General features: G+C 68.3%; 15 protein-coding genes. 7 read left to right on the top strand and 8 right to left on the bottom strand.

All coding sequences use genetic code 11. The features are described 5' to 3' along the window. Positions 1 to 34: 34 nt before the first annotated feature. Positions 35 to 892 (top strand): class A beta-lactamase, encoded by an 858-nt coding sequence (gene bla / locus AC5W7N_RS27980; protein ID WP_228806929.1) that lies wholly within the window; start codon positions 35 to 37, stop codon positions 890 to 892. 125 nt (positions 893 to 1,017) lie between these two features. On the opposite strand, the gene AC5W7N_RS27985 is transcribed toward bla, so the two are convergent. Further along, positions 1,018 to 1,524 carry a nuclear transport factor 2 family protein gene (locus AC5W7N_RS27985; protein ID WP_495922655.1) on the bottom strand — a complete coding sequence of 169 codons (507 nt, stop codon included), beginning with the start codon at positions 1,522 to 1,524 and terminating at the stop codon, positions 1,018 to 1,020. Between the two features lie 200 nt (positions 1,525 to 1,724). Here AC5W7N_RS27985 and AC5W7N_RS27990 point away from each other — a divergent pair, with 200 nt between their 5' ends. Continuing rightward, complete coding sequence (locus tag AC5W7N_RS27990) at positions 1,725 to 3,419, top strand: alkaline phosphatase D family protein (protein ID WP_195021600.1); 1,695 nt, start codon at positions 1,725 to 1,727, stop codon at positions 3,417 to 3,419. Between the two features lie 46 nt (positions 3,420 to 3,465). On the opposite strand, the gene AC5W7N_RS27995 is transcribed toward AC5W7N_RS27990, so the two are convergent. The 4 genes from AC5W7N_RS27995 to AC5W7N_RS28010 form a co-directional block, all read right to left on the bottom strand. Further along, positions 3,466 to 4,575, bottom strand: a complete 1,110-nt coding sequence (locus tag AC5W7N_RS27995) for a mechanosensitive ion channel family protein (RefSeq protein WP_163812629.1) — start codon at positions 4,573 to 4,575, stop codon at positions 3,466 to 3,468. A 126-nt stretch (positions 4,576 to 4,701) separates the two neighbouring features. Continuing rightward, positions 4,702 to 7,161 carry an ATP-dependent Clp protease ATP-binding subunit gene (locus tag AC5W7N_RS28000; RefSeq protein ID WP_163812627.1) on the bottom strand — a complete coding sequence of 820 codons (2,460 nt, stop codon included), beginning with the start codon at positions 7,159 to 7,161 and terminating at the stop codon, positions 4,702 to 4,704. 333 nt (positions 7,162 to 7,494) lie between these two features. Beyond that, entirely contained in the window at positions 7,495 to 8,346 is an 852-nt protein-coding gene (locus AC5W7N_RS28005; protein ID WP_194991119.1) for an SDR family oxidoreductase, read from the bottom strand. A gap of 133 nt (positions 8,347 to 8,479) precedes the next feature. Then, the gene (locus tag AC5W7N_RS28010) at positions 8,480 to 9,691 is read right to left on the bottom strand and encodes a pyridoxal phosphate-dependent aminotransferase (protein ID WP_163812935.1); all 1,212 of its coding nucleotides are present in this window, start codon (positions 9,689 to 9,691) and stop codon (positions 8,480 to 8,482) included. A gap of 92 nt (positions 9,692 to 9,783) precedes the next feature. Between AC5W7N_RS28010 and AC5W7N_RS28015 the strand changes: the two genes are divergently transcribed. Together AC5W7N_RS28015 and AC5W7N_RS28020 are read left to right on the top strand one after the other, a co-directional pair. Then, a complete protein-coding gene (locus AC5W7N_RS28015) occupies positions 9,784 to 10,365 on the top strand; it encodes a winged helix-turn-helix transcriptional regulator (RefSeq protein WP_163812622.1) in 582 nt (193 codons plus the stop codon). A gap of 420 nt (positions 10,366 to 10,785) precedes the next feature. Continuing rightward, on the top strand, positions 10,786 to 11,784 hold the full coding sequence (locus tag AC5W7N_RS28020) for an alpha/beta hydrolase (RefSeq protein WP_495922659.1): 999 nt from the start codon (positions 10,786 to 10,788) through the stop codon (positions 11,782 to 11,784). Positions 11,785 to 11,811: 27 nt separating this feature from the next. Here the strand turns inward: AC5W7N_RS28020 and AC5W7N_RS28025 are convergent, their stop codons facing one another. Beyond that, positions 11,812 to 12,570: an AraC family transcriptional regulator gene (locus AC5W7N_RS28025; RefSeq protein ID WP_195021598.1), complete on the bottom strand. Its 759-nt coding sequence runs from the start codon at positions 12,568 to 12,570 to the stop codon at positions 11,812 to 11,814. Between the two features lie 137 nt (positions 12,571 to 12,707). On the opposite strand from AC5W7N_RS28025, the gene AC5W7N_RS28030 reads away from it, so the two are divergent. Next, complete coding sequence (locus AC5W7N_RS28030) at positions 12,708 to 13,583, top strand: NAD(P)H-binding protein (protein WP_495922661.1); 876 nt, start codon at positions 12,708 to 12,710, stop codon at positions 13,581 to 13,583. Between the two features lie 167 nt (positions 13,584 to 13,750). Here AC5W7N_RS28030 and AC5W7N_RS28035 read toward each other — a convergent pair whose 3' ends face one another. After that, positions 13,751 to 14,266 carry a cupin domain-containing protein gene (locus AC5W7N_RS28035; RefSeq protein ID WP_495922662.1) on the bottom strand — a complete coding sequence of 172 codons (516 nt, stop codon included), beginning with the start codon at positions 14,264 to 14,266 and terminating at the stop codon, positions 13,751 to 13,753. Between AC5W7N_RS28035 and AC5W7N_RS28040 the strand changes: the two genes are divergently transcribed. Together AC5W7N_RS28040 and AC5W7N_RS28045 are read left to right on the top strand one after the other, a co-directional pair. Continuing rightward, complete coding sequence (locus AC5W7N_RS28040) at positions 14,260 to 14,751, top strand: MarR family winged helix-turn-helix transcriptional regulator (RefSeq protein ID WP_495922664.1); 492 nt, start codon at positions 14,260 to 14,262, stop codon at positions 14,749 to 14,751. The two genes, AC5W7N_RS28035 and AC5W7N_RS28040, sit on opposite strands and share 7 nt — an antisense overlap. Positions 14,752 to 15,071: 320 nt before the next feature. Then, positions 15,072 to 15,842, top strand: coding sequence for a polysaccharide deacetylase family protein (locus AC5W7N_RS28045; RefSeq protein ID WP_495922666.1), 771 nt, complete (start codon positions 15,072 to 15,074; stop codon positions 15,840 to 15,842). Here the strand turns inward: AC5W7N_RS28045 and AC5W7N_RS28050 are convergent. Next, a complete protein-coding gene (locus AC5W7N_RS28050; protein ID WP_194990722.1) occupies positions 15,823 to 16,113 on the bottom strand; it encodes a hypothetical protein in 291 nt (96 codons plus the stop codon). The genes AC5W7N_RS28045 and AC5W7N_RS28050 overlap by 20 nt on opposite strands. Positions 16,114 to 16,189: the final 76 nt, after the last annotated feature.

Here is a 16,189-nt window from a genome sequence, read left to right on the forward strand (position 1 = left end):
GCTCGCCACCGTCCTGGCGATCTCCGCGCTGACGATGAGCGCGGCCTGCGACTCCGGCTCCGGTTCCCCGAACGCATCACCCACCGGCGCGGCGACCACCTCGGCGGTAGCCGATCCCCGATTCGCCGCACTGGAAACGACCGCGGGGGCCCGACTGGGCGTGTTCGCCGTCGACACCGGCTCCGAGCGCACCGTTGCCTACCGGCAGGACGAGCGTTTCCCGATGGCATCCACCTTCAAGGGCCTGGCCTGCGGCGCACTCCTGCGCGAGCATCCCTTGTCGACCGGTTATTTCGACCAGGTGATCCATTTCTCCGCCGCGGAACTGGTCGAGTACTCGCCGGTGACCGAAACCCGCGTCGAGTCCGGCATGACCGTCGCCGAACTGTGCCACGCCGCCATCACCGTCTCCGACAACACGGCAGGCAATCAGCTGCTGAAGCTCCTCGGCGGACCCCAGGGTTTCACCGCGTTCCTGCGCTCCCTCGGCGACGAGACCTCCCGGCTGGACCGCTGGGAGACCGAGCTGAACACCGCGATTCCCGGCGATGAACGCGACACCACCACCCCGGCGGCGCTGGCCGCCGATTACCGCGCGCTCGTCGTCGGCGATGTGCTCGGCGAACCCGAGCGCGCTCAGTTGACGTCGTGGCTGGTCGCCAACACCACCGGCGGCAGCCGGATCCGCGCGGGCCTGCCCGCGGACTGGACCGTCGGCGACAAGACCGGATCCCCGGCCTACGGGTCGGCGCTCGATGTCGCCGTAGCCTGGCCGCCCGGACGCGCGCCGATCGTCATCGCGGTGCTGTCGACGAAGTCCGAGCAGGACGCCGAACCCGACAACGGGCTGCTCGCCGACGCCACCCGGGCGGTCGTCGACGCGCTCGGATAGGGCTCGACCGCGCCGGGTGCATCGGGCACGGTCACTCGGCTCGTCCACCGCCACCCGCGACTGCCGTGGCGACGACTCGGGCCGTCGCCACGGCACCGCGGCGACGGTGGCGGGCCAGGTGAGGCCTACTGGGTGATCCGGCAGGAATCGTCGATCGGCCGGGTGATCGACCAGATCCGGTCGAATCGGCAGGTCGCGATCTTCCAGGCAGCGTCCTCGATGACGTATTCGTCGGTGTATTCGCCGGTGGAGACGGTTTCGGTGTTGTCGATCAGGTTCACCTGCCGGAATTGCAGGGTCCAGCGGCCCGCGGCGGTGGTGTCGTCGATGATCGTGATGTCGGGGTGCAGACCGTGATGCATATCGAGGATGACGTGCTTGCCGTCGACCTGTTTCAGGGCGATGGATTCGAACACCGCGGCCATGCCGTCCGCGTCGAAGGCGCCGAGCTCGCCGTAGTCGAGTGCCGAGCCGGAGGCGATGAAGCAGTCGCGGAAGCCCTTCGGGTCCTTGGCATCACAGGCCCGGAAGTACCGGTGCTTGAGCGCTTTGATCGACTCGACGGCCTCCATCCGGGCCAGGCGGGCCGCCAGATCGGCGTCCAGTTTTTCCGGCGACGGTGATACGGACATCGGTGTCCTCCTTGTCGGCTGCTCGGCCACGGCCGAGACGCACTACCTGCGTGGGGTGAACCTAGCCGGGCCCACCGCGTGCGGACAGTGCCTGTCCCGGAGAGCGGACGACACCGTGCCACCAGGCCCGGCCGCCCGGCCGATGCGTCGGGCGGCCTGCCGCATTCCGGCGCCGGGCGGATCAGGGCATGCTGGACGGCATGGATCTGTCTCGTCGGCAGCTGCTGCGTCTCGGCGCCGCCGGAACCGCGACGGTGCTGGCCGGAGCCGCGGCGGCGAGCAGCGCCCGCTTCCGCGCGCCGCGCTGGCTCGGTGATCCGTTCTCCCTCGGTGTCGCCTCCGGCGATCCGACCCCCGACGGCGTGGTGCTGTGGACCCGGCTGGCACCGGATCCGCTCGCCCCCGACGGACTGGGCGGCACGGCGCTGGCGCCGGTGAGCGTGGACTACGAAGTCGCCGAGGACGACCAGTTCCGCCGCGTGGTCACCCGCGGGACGGCGGTGGCCGCGCGCGAGCTCGGGCACAGTGTGCACCCGGAGATCCGCGGTTTGGCACCGGATCGCTGGTACTTCTACCGATTCCGCGCGGGTTCGGCCATTTCCCCGGTCGGTCGAACCCGTACCGCGCCCGCGCCAGGACAGCAGGTGCGGCGCATGCGGTTCGCGTTCGCGTCGTGCCAGTCGTGGAGCTCAGGCTACTACACCGCCTACGACCACATGAGCGCCGAAGACCTCGACCTGGTGGTGCATCTGGGCGACTACATCTACGAGAAGTCCTGGCGGCTCGGCCGCGAGGGCGCGACCATCCCGCCGCAGTTGCGCGATGAGGCCTACGATCTGGCCGGCTACCGATTGCTGTATGCCCAAGCCAAATCCGAGCAGCCGTTACAGGCCGCGCACGCTGCGTTCCCGTGGCTGGTGACCATGGACGATCACGAGGTCGACAACAATTGGGCCGCCGACTCCCCCGGGCTCGGCATCGATATCTACCGCATCCCCGCGCTGTTCCGCAGCCGCCGGGCGGCCGCGTTCCAGGCGCTCTACGAGCATCTGCCGCTGCGCCTGGCGCAGATGCCCTCGGGACCGGATATGCGCCTGCACCGTCGCTACGGATTCGGTGATCTCGCCGAGTTCACCATGATCGACACCCGGCAGTACCGGGATCGGCAGGTCTGCGGGGACGGCGGCCTCAGTACCGGATGCACCGCCCGATTCGATGCCGGCCGCAGCATTCTCGGGCAGCCGCAACGCGATTGGCTGATCGACGGATTCGGCCGGTCGCCGGCGCGGTGGCAGATCCTCGGCAACCAGGTTGCGATGAGCCAGAGCGACTACGACCCGGGTCCGGATCTGGATCTGGGCACCGATGCGTGGGATGGCTACGTCGCCGAGCGAGCGGCGGTGCTGGGAGCCGCCGCCGACCAGGGGGTGCGCAACCTCGTCGTCATCACCGGAGACCGGCATGAGAACTACGCGGCCGATCTGCGCCGCGACCCCGCCGATCCCGCGACGCCGGTGGTGGCCGCCGAATTCACCGGCACCTCGATCAGCACCGGCGGTGACGGCGCCGACCTTCCGCACCGCGGGCGTCTGCTGCTCGACGCGAACCCGGATATGAAGTTCTACAACGGGCAGCGCGGATATGTCCGGGTCGAACTCGATCAGCACCTGTGGCGCAGCGACTTCCGGGTGCTGCCGTATGTCCGGCGGCCCGGCGCGCCGATCGACACCCGGGCCGCCTACGTGCTGGAAGATGGCCGCCCTGGCGTCGTCGAGGCGTGGCGGCCGGATGCCGATACGGCCGGACGCCGCATCGCCGGCGCGGAACAGACGAGGACCGATGGGAATCGCGCCGCCGAGCCGTCACCGTCCGGCGAGCACGGCGGGCCGCCGTGAAGCGGGCGGGCCCGATGCGCGATGTACTCGGGCGCCGCGTGACAGCTCAGCCGCGGTAGCCGTCCTTGTCCGTGCCCGCCCACACGCTCCCGGCTCCGGCCAGTGCCGGTATCCGCTCGTCGTCGGGTCCGGCGATGGTGGTGGAGATCTTCGGCAGGGCGTACGGGTGGTGGCGGCCGAGCCAGTCGAGCAGCTCCTCGCGCACCGCGCACCGCAACGTCCACACGTCATCGGAATCGGCGGCCGACATCGCCGCGCGCACCACGATATTGGTCGGGGTCGAGTCGGTGACCAGCAGATTCCACGAGCGGCCGTCCCAATCGGGCCGCTGCTTCAGATACTCGTGCAGGTGTTCGCGCAGCAGCGGCACCGGCGTGCTGTGATCCAGGTGCAGGAACACCGTGCCGGTGAGCTCGGAACCGCCGCGCGACCAGTTCTCGTACGGCTTGCTGTTGAAATAGGACACCGGCATCGTCAGCCTGCGATCGTCCCAGATCCGCACCGTCAGGAACGCGAGGGTGATCTCCTCGACGGTGCCCATCTCGCCTTCCACCACGACCGTGTCGCCGATCTTCACCGAATCGCCGAACGCGATCTGCAAGCCGGCCATCAGGTTGCTCAACGTCGACTGCGCGGCGACACCGGCGATGATGCCGATCACACCGGCCGAGGCCAGCAGCGAGGTGCCGAGCGTGCGCAGGCCGGGAAAGAGCAGCAGGATCGCCACCGCGGCCGTGGTCACCACCAGCACCGAGGTCACGATGCGGCGCACCAGCGCGAGCTGGGTGCGTAATTGCCGCACCCGCGCCACATCACGGGTGCGCTGGGCGTAACGGCTCAACGTGTTGTCGGCCACCGCGTCGGCGGCCCGGATCACGAGCCAGACCGCGGCCATGATCGCCATGGTGGCCAGCACATTGCGGATCACCGCGTCCTGGCGTAATTCCAGCTCCGCCAATGGGTAGGTCGCGTGCAACGCCACCGCACCGAGCAAGACCTGCAACGGCATCCGCACCCGCCGCAGCAGCAGCGGCAGCCGGGTATCCGGGCGTTTGCGCGCGTAGAACCGCATCAGCCGATCGAAGAGCAGACCGGCAACCACGGTGAGCGCGAGGGTCCCGCAGAAGACGATGAGCGGCCGTAATACATCCTCCAAGGCGAAAGCTCCTTGTCGTTGGTCGTTCACAACGTCCAACGCACAGGCTACCGATGACACACGGCGACGCCAGCTCGGGCGGCGACCGCGAGCGAGCGCGGCCTGCTCACCAGCGACGAAGCGCGACTACGGTGCTGCCTCCACCGTTTTCGCGCCACGGCGCTCGACCGCGGCCAATTGCAGGCCGCCGCCGTCGGCGTCCAAGCGCACGGTGTCGCCGGGCTTCAGATCACCGTCGAGCAGCAAACGCGAGAGCTTGTTGTCCACCTCTTTCTGCACGGTGCGGCGCAGCGGGCGCGCGCCGAATTCGGGTTGGTAGCCGTGTTCGGCCAGCCAGTCGACCGCCGGATCGGTGACGTCGAGGTCGATGTCCTGGGCGTGCAACAGCCTGCGGGTGCCATCGAGCACCAGGTCGACGATGCGATGGATCTGGGCCTGATCGAGCCGGTGGAAGACGATGGTGTCGTCGATCCGGTTGAGGAATTCGGGCCGGAAGTGGGATCGCAGCCGCTCGTTCAATGTCGGGGTGATGGAGTCCAGATCACCGTCCGGTGCGGACAGGATGAGGTCGGAGCCGATATTGCTGGTCATGATGACGATGGTGTTCTTGAAGTCCACCGTGCGGCCTTTGGAATCGGTCACCCGCCCGTCGTCGAGCAGTTGCAGCAGCACATTGAACACATCCGGATGCGCCTTCTCGATCTCGTCGAACAGGATCACCGAGTACGGCTGACGGCGAACCTTGTCGGTGAGCTGGGCCGCGTCGTCGTAGCCCACGTATCCGGGCGGGGCGCCGACCAGCCGCGAGACGGTGTGCTTTTCCTGGAACTCGCTCATATCGAAGCGGATGAGCCGGTCCTCGTCGCCGAAGACGGCCTCGGCCAGCGCCTTGGCCAGCTCGGTCTTGCCGACGCCGGTGGGGCCGAGGAACAGGAACGACCCGATCGGCCGGTTGGGGTCCTTGAGCCCGGCCCGCGCCCGGCGCACCGCTTCGGCGACCGCGACGATGGCTTCGTCCTGGCCGATCACCCGCTTGTGCAACACGTCCTCGAGTCCGAGCAGTCGCTGACGTTCCTCGGTGGTCAGTTCGGATACCGGGATCCCGGTCTGGCGGGAGATCACCTCGGCGATATCGGTGACGGTGACCTGCGGTTCCTCGGTGTGCCCGGCGTCGGCGAGTTGTTCTTCGGCGACGGCGATCTCGGATTTGAGCTCCTTGGCCTTCTCGTAATCCTCGGCGGCGACGGCGGCGTCCTTCTCCCGGCGCAGCCGCGCCACCTCCTCCTCCCGTTCGCGCACGTCGGGATCGGGTGTGCGGGTCCGCAACCGCACCCGCGCGCCGGCCTGATCGATCATGTCGATGGCCTTGTCGGGCATGAACCGGTCGGTGAGATAGCGGTCCGACAGTTCGGCGGCGGCGACCAGCGATTCGTCGGTGTAGTGCACCTGGTGATGCTCTTCGTAGACGTCGGCGAGTCCGCGCAGGATCTCGATGGTGTCGGCCACCGACGGTTCGGACACCATCACCGGCTGGAAGCGGCGCTCCAGTGCGGCGTCCTTTTCGATGTGGCGGCGGTATTCGTCGATGGTGGTGGCGCCGATGGCGTGCAGTTCGCCACGCGCGAGGGCCGGTTTGAGCAGGTTGCCCGCGTCCATCGACCCTTCCGAGCCGCTGCCCGCGCCGACGATGGTGTGCAGCTCGTCGATGAAGACCACCAGTTCGTCGGAGTGCGCGCGCACTTCGTCGAGGATCTTGGTCAGCCGTTCTTCGAACTCACCGCGGTATTTGCTGCCCGCGACCAGTGAGCCGACATCGAGGGCGACGACGCGGCGGTCGGCGAGGGTGCTCGGTACGTCCCCGTTGACGATGCGCTGGGCCAGCCCTTCCACGATGGCTGTCTTACCGACCCCGGGATCGCCGATGAGCACCGGATTGTTCTTGCGCCGCCGCGACAGGATCTCGACGGTCTGCTCGATCTCTTCGGCTCGCCCGACCACCGGGTCCACCTTGCCCGCCCTTGCCTCGGCGGTCAGGTCGCGACCGTATTCGTCGAGGGTCGGGGTCTCGCTGGTCGTGCGCTGCCCCTCGGTGCCAGGCAGTTGCGCGCCCGCCATGGCCTGCGCGGCGGGGGTCTCGGTTTCGGCGATGCCGAGCAGGATGTGTTCGGGGCCGATGTAGCTGCTGCCGGCTTCGGCGGCGCTGCGCTGGGCATTGCGCATGGCACGTTTGGCCGCGGGGCTGAGCGCGATGGCGCCGTTGCCGTTACCGTTGCCGCTGCGGTGACCGGCGACGGCGTCGCGCATCTTCATGCTGAGCTCGTCGGGGTCGTGGCCGATCTCGGCGAGGATGCCGCGGGTGGGCTCGACCAGGGTCGCCGCGTACAGCAGGTGCTCGGGGGTGACTTCCGGACTGCGCCAGTCCTTGGCCGCGGCCTGTGCCGTCGCGACGAGTTGTTTGGCGTTATCGCTGAGCAGCCGGCCCAGGTCGGTGCGTTGCACCGGCGGCCTTGCCGCCATTCCGGGTCCGAAGAAGCGCTGGAAGATGTCGTCGAACGAACTCATCGAACTGGGCCAGGACTCGGTCATGGTCACATCCCATCTCGGCGTTACCGACTGCGGTCATTCGCGCCGGCGGGCCGTGGCCGGCGCCTGCTGCAACGCGACACTCCTTTCGGCTCGCACGTACCTCGTGCCCGAGGGAATCGGCGATGTACCCGGCGCGCTCCGGTCCGCCGCACGACTCCGCGGTGGCGGCGGGCGATCACTGCGCCCGACGGTGCCCACCTACCCGGTGGGAAACTCTCGGCGACCGCGATCCGCAGGTATTCGCCCACCTGTGCCAGTGCTTCGGCAACCGGGGGCCAGCTTACGCGGTTCACGCTCCGCGCGTGGCTATCCGGGAGCAACCCGGGGCGTAGCTCAGTCCGCGCGCTGCGCGGTTTCGGCCAGGAGTTCGGCGAAATCCTTGGCGGGACGACCGGTGATCCGTGGCACGGTATCGGTGACGACGTCCAGTTCGCCGGTGGCCATGGCCTGATACGAGCTCACCCAGCCGGCGACCTCCCAGTCCTCGGCGCCGTAACCGGCACGGCTCGCATACGCCTCGTCGAGCGATTCGGACTGGTAGGTGACGGTGCGGCCGGTCGCCTCGCTGATCATGGCGGCGGCCTCGGTCAGGGTGATCGCGCGCGGGCCGGTGACGTCGTAGGTGTGGCCGTCGTGGCCGGTGCCGGTGAGCACTGCCGCCGCCACGTCGGCGACATCGTCGCGCGCGACGGCGCCGATCCGGCCGTCCCCGGCTGGGCCGCGGATGACCCCGTCCGTACCGGCCAGCAGGGGAAGCATGTCCTGGTAGAAATTGTCCCGCAGGAAGGTGAAATCCAGCCCGCTGGAGCGGATTTCCTGCTCGGTCCACCAGTGGTCGCGGCCGAAGGTGAAGGTGCATTCGGGTGCGGCGCCGACGAAGGAGATGTAGACGATGCGGCGCACGCCCGCGTCGACCGCCGCGCCCACCACGGCCCGCTGCTGATCGGCCCGCTCACGCGACTCGCTCGCCGAGACGAACAGGAAGGTGCGCACACCCTCGAGCGCTGCGCGCACGCTCGCCGGATCGGCGTAATCCGCGGCGATGAAATCCGCGCCGGGTAACCGCGGCGCTCGCGCGGCATTGCGCCCGAGCAGTCGCTGCTCGATGCCCGCGGACGCCAGCCTGCGCGCCACCCGTCCCCCGATCGCCCCCGTCGCCCCACTGACTGCGATCAGTTCGCTCATGGGTCGATCGTATGAGCGGGAGGTAGCCGGCACCGGGCTCGGCACGCCGGTCGCGATCGGTGGACAGTGAACATCACGGCGACGGGCGAGTCGGTGCGCGGCGGGCGCTCGTCGACCAGGTACTCCTACCGCCCTACTGCCGGTAGGTCGCCAGGAACCGTCCGATGCGTTCGATGATGGCCTCGAGGTCGTCGGCGTGCGGGAGGGTGACGATGCGGAAGTGATCCGGACGCGGCCAATTGAATCCGGTGCCCTGCACGATGTGCAGCTTCTCCTGCAGCAGCAGATCCAGCACCAGCTTCTCGTCGTCGACGATCGGATAGACGTCCAGGTCGATTTTGGGGAAGGCGTAGAGCGCGCCCTGTGGCTTCACGCACGAAATGCCCGGGATGGCGTTGAGCGCCTCCCACGCGCGATCGCGCTGCTCCCGCAGCCGGCCGCCGGGCAGGGTGAGATCGTAGATGCTCTGATGTCCGCCGAGCGCGGCCTGGATCACCTGCTGGCCGGGAACATTCGCGCACAGGCGCAGACCGGCGAGCATGGTCAGCCCCTCCAGGTAGTTCGCGGCATGCTGGGTGGGGCCCGACACCACCATCCAGCCGGACCGGAAACCGGCGCAGCGGTAGCCCTTGGACAGGCCCGAGAAGGTCAGGCACAGCAGGTCGGGGGCGAGGGCGGCGGTCGCGGTGTGGGTACCGCCGTCGTAGTAGATCTTGTCGTAGATCTCGTCGGAGAACACGATCAGATTGTGGCGGCGCGCCACTTCGAGAATGTCGCGCAGCACGTCCTGCGAATACACCGCGCCGGTGGGGTTGTTCGGGTTGATGATGACGATCGCGCGGGTCCGTTCGGTGATCTTGGACTCGATATCGGCGACGTCGGGGAACCAGTCGGCGGATTCGTCACACATGTAGTGCACCGGCCTGCCGCCGTTGAGCGCGGTGGCGGCGGTCCACAGCGGGAAATCCGGTGCGGGAACCAGCACTTCGTCGCCGTTTTCCAGCAGCGCCGTCATGGCCATCATGATCAGTTCGGAGACGCCGTTGCCGAGGAATACCTCCTCGACGCCGACATCGGGCAGTCCGAGCGTCTGGTAGTACTGCACGACCGCCCGCCGAGCCGACAGCAGCCCCTTGGAACTCGAGTACCCACTCGAATTCGGCAGTGTCCGCACGATGTCCTGCAAGATCTCCTCGGGCGCTTCGAAGCCGAACGGCAGCGGGTTGCCGGTATTGAGCTTGACGACGTGATGTCCCTCGGCTTCCAGCCGCGCGGCATGCTCGGCCACCGGGCCACGAATCTCGTACGACACTCCCGACAACTTGCTCGACTGCTTGACCTGCATGGACATCCTCTTCTCGATACGGCTGCCGCTACTGTACTTGGAAATCCCAAGTATGCACTTTGATTTTCCAAGTCCTGCGTTAGAGTGGCCGAGTGCCACGCCGAAGTTACGACCATCACTGTGCGGTGAGCCGCGCGCTCGAGGTTGTCGGGGACCGCTGGAATCTGCTGGTCGTCCGGGAACTCACCGCGGGCCCGCGCCGCTACAGCGACCTGTTCGCCGATCTGCCCGGCATCAGCACCGATGTGCTCGCCGCCCGGCTCAAAGACCTCGAACGCGACGGGATTCTCACCCGGCGCCGGGTAGGACCGCGCGCGACCACGGCCATGTACGAACTCACCGACGCCGGGGCGCGGCTGCGGCCGGTACTGGAAGCGCTCTCGGTGTGGGGCACTCCGCTGTTGGGTGAGCGCCGCAGCACCGACGCCGTCCGCGCGCACTGGTTCGCGCTGCCGCTCGGACGCGCTGTCGCCGAACATCTTCCGGCCGGGACGGTCACCGTGCACATCGGCGAGACGACGTTCCACTACGTGATCACCGACACCGGCCTCACCCATCACGACGGTGCGGCCGAGGATCCGGATCTCGAGGTGCGGCTGGATCTGGAAGCGGTCACCGAGATCGTCAGGGGCACTCGTACGCTGGGCGATGTGCTGGCGCAGAGTCGTGCCTGAGAGGCGCAGGACGCCGAGCCGCCCGAGGCCTTGACCGGTATTTCCCGAGGCGGCGGAGCCGGTGCTCGCGGGTGGCGTAGGCACGCTGCGGCCGGCGAGCGGCAGGCCGATGTGCCGTTGAGTCCCGCGGCGTCCATGGTGATCGGCAAACGTCGCCGCGTCAGCGCGTCAAGAAGCGCTGGCTGCCTGCCTGCCGAAGGCCGGGTTTCCCGCTGCCGGGCGAAGTGATGGCGCTGCGCCGCACCGGTCTTGTGATCCGGCCCAGCCGATTGGCCGCGCCCCTTGGCGAGGTTCCCAACAAATCCCCGATCCCCGGACGCCGCAACCCCGCTCCCCTACCGTCGACCCCAGCTACAGGCTGGATTTCGGAGGTGTCCGGTGGGCAACGGCTGCGCGCGAGGTCGCGTCCGGCTGCGCGTGATGAGCGTGCTGGCATCCGTGGCCGCCCTCTGCGCCGCCGCGGATCCGGCCATCGCGATCGGCGCACCCGAGTCCGTGCCGATTCCGGACGGAACACAGCAGGCCCCCGATGGTTCGCGGATCGTCAGCATCGCCGAGGGCGCCGACCGGATGCTCGACCTGCGCGTGCACTCCACCGCGATGGACACCGACATCACCGTGAAAGTGCGGCCGGCGCCACGCACTTCCGAACCCGCACCGGTGCTGTATCTGCTCAACGGCGCCGACGGTGGCGCCGACCGGCACTGGGCCAACTCGACCGATATCGTCGACTTCTTCGCCGACGAACAGGTGACCCTCGTCGTCCCGATGGGCGGGCGCGGCAGCTATTTCGCCGACTGGCGCGCCGTCGACCCGGTGCTGGGCAAGCAACGATGGACCACCTTCCTCACCGAGGAATTGCCACCCATCATCGACAGCGCGTTCAAGGGCATCGGAAAGAACGCCATCGCAGGCATTTCCATGGCGGGGACCGCGGTCTTCCAGCTGGCGTTGGCCGCGCCCGAGCTCTACCGCGCCGTCGGCTCCTACAGCGGCTGCGTGCAGACCAGCGACCTCACCGGCCGCGCCCTGATCACCGCGGTGGTCGCCAGTAACGGCGGCAACCCGGCCAACATGTGGGGCGCGGGCCGCGAGGTGTGGGCCGCCAAAGACCCCTACCTGCACGCCGCCGACCTCCGCGGCACCGCCATCTACGTCTCCACCGGCACCGGACTCCCCGGCCCCCTCGACAACCTCACCAGCGCAGGCGACCCTCTCGGCCTCGCCTACCAACTGCTCTTCGGAGCCCCTCTCGAACAGGTCACCAACATCTGCACCCACCAGCTCCGCGACCGCTTGCGCGACTTGCAGATTCCCGCCACCTTCGACTTCCGCGACACCGGGACCCACTCGTGGGGGTATTGGGAGCAGGATCTGCGTCGGTCCTGGGAGTTGTTCCGTACGGCGTTGAACGAGTGACCGCTGTCGAGCGGAGCGCCCCAGCCCCTACCGGTTCGGACTCCGGCAAGCGGTCGGCGCGGGCAGCTCGCCTCGGAAGAAGGTGGCCGGTGGTACGCCCATCAGTGACCGGAAGTCGGCGGACAGATGTGATTGGTCGTAGTAGCCCGCGGCGACGGCCACCTCTGACCATGGCGAAGCACCAGTCTGTGCGAGAACGCCGCGCACTCGGCAGATCCGCTCGAAGTGCTTGGGCGACACACCGATACCCGTCGCGAAGAGATTGCGTAGCTGGCGCTCGCTCACCGTGAGCTCCGCAGCGAGATCCGGTATCGCCGGGGCTGCGCCGCTGCCGATCACCTCGACGGCGTCCCGGAGCAGGCGACGATGGGAACGCTGCGTATCCGTCTCCGAAATATATTGCGGAAGAGCTTCTTCCAGAAACGACAGCACGTCCACTGCCGGCCGATGTGCCAACTCGTTGGCGAGTACACCTACCGCACCGGGCATATCAGCGAGGGCGAATACGCCGTCGGCGAGTTCCGCGGCGCGAACACCGAGCAACTGCTGAGTAGTGCCCGGAGCCAATCGAATACGCAGGCAGCCGCCGGGCTTGTCGGGCATCGAATACGACGCGCGAGTCTGCGGCCCCACCACGAACGCCTCGCTGCGCCCCGCAGTCTCGGTTCGCAGCACCACCGACGTCAAGGCGTGCGGGGTATAGACGAACGCCCCGTTCAGGTCGGTGACCGTCGGAATCCGCCCCAGGTCGATCAGCCACGGCCGCAATGACTCCGGCACCGGCACACTCGACTCCAGCAGGTCGAGGTTCCGCGCGAGTGTCGCTACTCTGGTCACCCGACCACACTAGCCCGATTCCCTACGCGGCGAGTGTGCCGAATATTCCTATAGTTCCAGGTCATCGAGCCGTCACGATGGTCAGCATGATTCTCGTAACCGGCGCGACCGGCACCATCGGCAGTGAGATCCTGCGGCAACTGGCCGCACGCGGCGACAAGGCCCGTGCGGTGACACGCGACCCCGACCGCGCCACCGTCCCGGCCGGCATAGAGGTGGTGCGCGGCGACTACACCGATCCCGCGTCCATGTCCGCGGCGATGACCGGGACCCACGCCGTCTTCCTCGTCGGCGTACTCGGCCCCGACGATATCGATACCGACCGCGCCCTCATCGCCACCGCGGTATCCGCCGGAGTACAGCGCATCGTGAAGCTCTCCGCGATAGGCACCGGCGATCCCGCGCTCGGCCGGGTCGGCACCTGGCATCTACCCGGCGAGCAGGCGGTCCGCGACAGCGGCCTGGAGTGGACCATCTTGCGCCCCAGCTCCTTTGCTTCCAACACGCTGCGCTGGGCCGATGCCCTGCGTGCCGGGCAGCCGGCACCGAACCTCACCGGTACCGCCACGCAGGGCATCATCGATCCACGCGATATCGCCGCGGTGGCCGTCGAAGCTCTGACGGCAGACGGACATTCCGGACGTACCTACACCCTCACCGGCGCCGAACTGCTCAGCGTCCCGGACCAGGCCGCGATTCTCGGTGCAGCGCTCGGCCGCGAGGTCCGCGTCGCCGACATTCCGGAGCACACCGCCCGCCGGCACATGCAGGAGGCCGGCATGACCAGCGAGTACATCGATGGCGCACTCGCCGGTCAACGTTATGTACTCGAGGGCCGCAATGCCGTCGTCACCGACGATGTCCGCCAGGTCCTCGGTCGGGCGCCGCGTACTTACGCGGAGTGGGCCGCCGATCACGCATCCGCATTTACCGCTGCCGGCAACAGGAGTGCGGTGAGCTAGCCGAAGACATACGGGTCGGCGGTCGACCATCCTCGACACGCTGCGCGAATTCGGGGTACCCGCAACACTGCCCCCACCTCTCGGTGGCTGACCGCGAATCCGGCGATCGCCGCCGCGGTGGCCGTCGATCCGTTGCCCGCACGACCCGGTGACACAGCGGATGCTGCCTACTCGCACTCCGCAGGCACCGGACCCAGCATCTCGATGCCGTGTTCATGGGCCAGGGCGAGGACCTGGTCGAGATCCGGTTGCTCCGAGCCGGCCGCGAGTGCGGCGGCGGCCCGGGTGAACCGCTCCATGACGCCTCCGGGCGTGTGTACAGCGAAAGCAACTGCGTCGGAAGATGTCTCGTTGCGAATCGTGTGCGGCGTCCCGCCCGCGAGCGGAACGACCTCCCCCACTCCGGCCCGCCGCCGGACGACGCCGTCCGACTCACCGATGTAGAAGGTGAACTCACCAGCGAGGACGTAATAGACCTCACTGGGTTCGTGACGGTGCATGACGGGCGGGCCACCACCGGGCGGCATCGTGATCTCCACAGCGAAGAGATCTCCCCGGGTCTGGGCGCAGGTCGCCAGCACCGCGATCCGGTCGGTTCCGAGCTGCCAGCATTCAACGTTCGAGCGATCGACAGGTAGCATGTCCATATCGTCAACGATAGACAGGAGGCCTGTCGATGTCAACGACTCGGCCCATCACGGACGGCGGTCCGCGGCCCTCGAATACCGCGGTGCTGTTACGCGATGCGTTCACCGTGCTCAACGATCTGGCCCTGGCCCGCCTCGCGGCGGCGGGCCACGAGGCGATCCGCGCCGCACATGGCGTGGTGTTCCAGCACCTCGACGACACCGGCACCACGGTCAGCGCCTTGGCCGAGCGAGCGCAGATGACCAAACAGGCGATGGCCGAACTCGTCGCCCACCTCGAAGCCCACGCCTACGTCACCCGAGAGCCCGATCCCAGCGATCGCCGCGCGAAACTCGTCGTCCCCACCGACCGGGGCAAACAGGTGATCGCCATCGCCCAATCCACCGTGCCCGCCGTCGAGGAAGCCTTGGCGAGGCTCCTCGGCGCCGACGGACATCGCGAGTTGCGCGCGAATCTCGAAGCCATCATCGAGTCCGCCGACTCGCTTGCGAGCGAGGTCTTCGCCGCGCGGGCTCGGTAGGCCGCCCTCATGGGGGCCGCACCGCAGTCGAATGCTCGGCAATGACGAGATCACCAATGCTGGGATGGCCGCCCCGATGTGGGTGCCTGGTCCCGCTCAGTTCTTCCCGTGGCACACGGTAATCTCGCACTGCCCGGAACACCCCTCGGAGGGCCGGGGCGGTGTCACTCGCCTGCCGGGAAAGGTCGTGCACGACAGGCCGACCGGGGCGTGTGTGTATCGGAAGTGGCTCGACATCACAGGGAGGAATGGTGCGGGTTCAGCGGCGGTTTTCGGGTGGATCGGCGGGGTTCACGGTCGGTCGACGCCGGTTTCTCGCATTGGGTGCGCTCGCACCGATCGCACTCGGCGCGGCGCAGGCGGAGGGGCGGCCACGCAGCGACACCGGCCCGGCTCACGCGTTCGAACCGCACCGATTCGCCGGGCGCGCTCCGCGGCACTGGGGCACCCATATCCACGGCATTCAGACGCACGTCGCGACCGTGCCCGGCCGCCGCACCCTGGCACTGACCTTCGACGGCTGCGGCGGGCCATCCGGGTCGTCGGTCGACCATCGGCTCCTCGATACGCTGCGCGAATTCGGTGTCCCGGCAACTCTTTTCCTCAACCACCGGTGGCTGACCGCTAACCCGGCCGTCGCCGCGGCTCTCGCCGCCGATCCACTGTTCCGGCTGGAGAATCACGGCACCGGCCATCTGCCGTTGTCCGTGAACGGCGCCGCCGCCTACGGAATCCCGGGCACCGCGGATCCGGCGGGCGTGGTGAACGAGATCGAGACCAACCGCCGCTACCTGCGCGACACACTCGGCGTGACGAGCACCTGGTTCCGCGCCGGCACCGCCCACTACGACGATGTCGCGGTCGAGATCGCCGGCCTCCTCGGCGTCCGCCTCGCCGGCTTCGCCGTCAACGCCGACTACGGCGCGACCGCCTCCCCCGACACCGTCGCCACCCACATCCGTCACGCACCCGACGGGGCCATCATCCTCGCCCACCTCAACCACCCCGCGTCGGGCACGGCGGCGGGGCTGCGCGCGGCATTGATGACGCTGCGCGCCGAGGGCGTGAACTTCACGCATCTCGCGATGTGAGCCCGATGAATACCGCCCCGGCAAGCGTCGGCGCCCCGATCATCCCGATCCAGAACCAGCGAGTCGGCCACATCTTCGCCGCCGTCTCACCGAAGGTTCGTTCGGTGTCCGGGTCGTAGCTCGCGTAATAGCAGCTGACCGAGCTCGGTCCCAGCTGCCACCACACCGCGGCGACCGCCAGCACCGCTACCCCGCAGATGAAGCCGAGCAGTGTCGAGACGAGGATGGTCGACTTCGTCGAACCCGATGAGAGCTGTGTCATGACCGTCATCGAACACCTCAGCAGCAGGAATGCGAGTCTCTACTGCCAGCCGTGTCCTGCCCGAGCAGCGGAAAGACTCATGTGA

It is taken from the genome of Nocardia sp. CDC519, assembly GCF_059509835.1.

Coding starts and splice junctions, on each gene's coding strand:
- AC5W7N_RS28000 (WP_163812627.1), bottom strand. CDS start 7,161: ATGACCGAGTCCTGGCCCAGTTCGATGAGTTCGTTCGACGACATCTTC.
- AC5W7N_RS28040 (WP_495922664.1), top strand. CDS start 14,260: ATGTCAACGACTCGGCCCATCACGGACGGCGGTCCGCGGCCCTCGAAT.
- AC5W7N_RS27985 (WP_495922655.1), bottom strand. CDS start 1,524: ATGTCCGTATCACCGTCGCCGGAAAAACTGGACGCCGATCTGGCGGCC.
- AC5W7N_RS27990 (WP_195021600.1), top strand. CDS start 1,725: ATGGATCTGTCTCGTCGGCAGCTGCTGCGTCTCGGCGCCGCCGGAACC.
- AC5W7N_RS28030 (WP_495922661.1), top strand. CDS start 12,708: ATGATTCTCGTAACCGGCGCGACCGGCACCATCGGCAGTGAGATCCTG.
- AC5W7N_RS28020 (WP_495922659.1), top strand. CDS start 10,786: ATGAGCGTGCTGGCATCCGTGGCCGCCCTCTGCGCCGCCGCGGATCCG.
- AC5W7N_RS28010 (WP_163812935.1), bottom strand. CDS start 9,691: ATGCAGGTCAAGCAGTCGAGCAAGTTGTCGGGAGTGTCGTACGAGATT.
- AC5W7N_RS28050 (WP_194990722.1), bottom strand. CDS start 16,113: ATGACGGTCATGACACAGCTCTCATCGGGTTCGACGAAGTCGACCATC.
- bla (WP_228806929.1), top strand. CDS start 35: ATGAGCGCGGCCTGCGACTCCGGCTCCGGTTCCCCGAACGCATCACCC.
- AC5W7N_RS28005 (WP_194991119.1), bottom strand. CDS start 8,346: ATGAGCGAACTGATCGCAGTCAGTGGGGCGACGGGGGCGATCGGGGGA.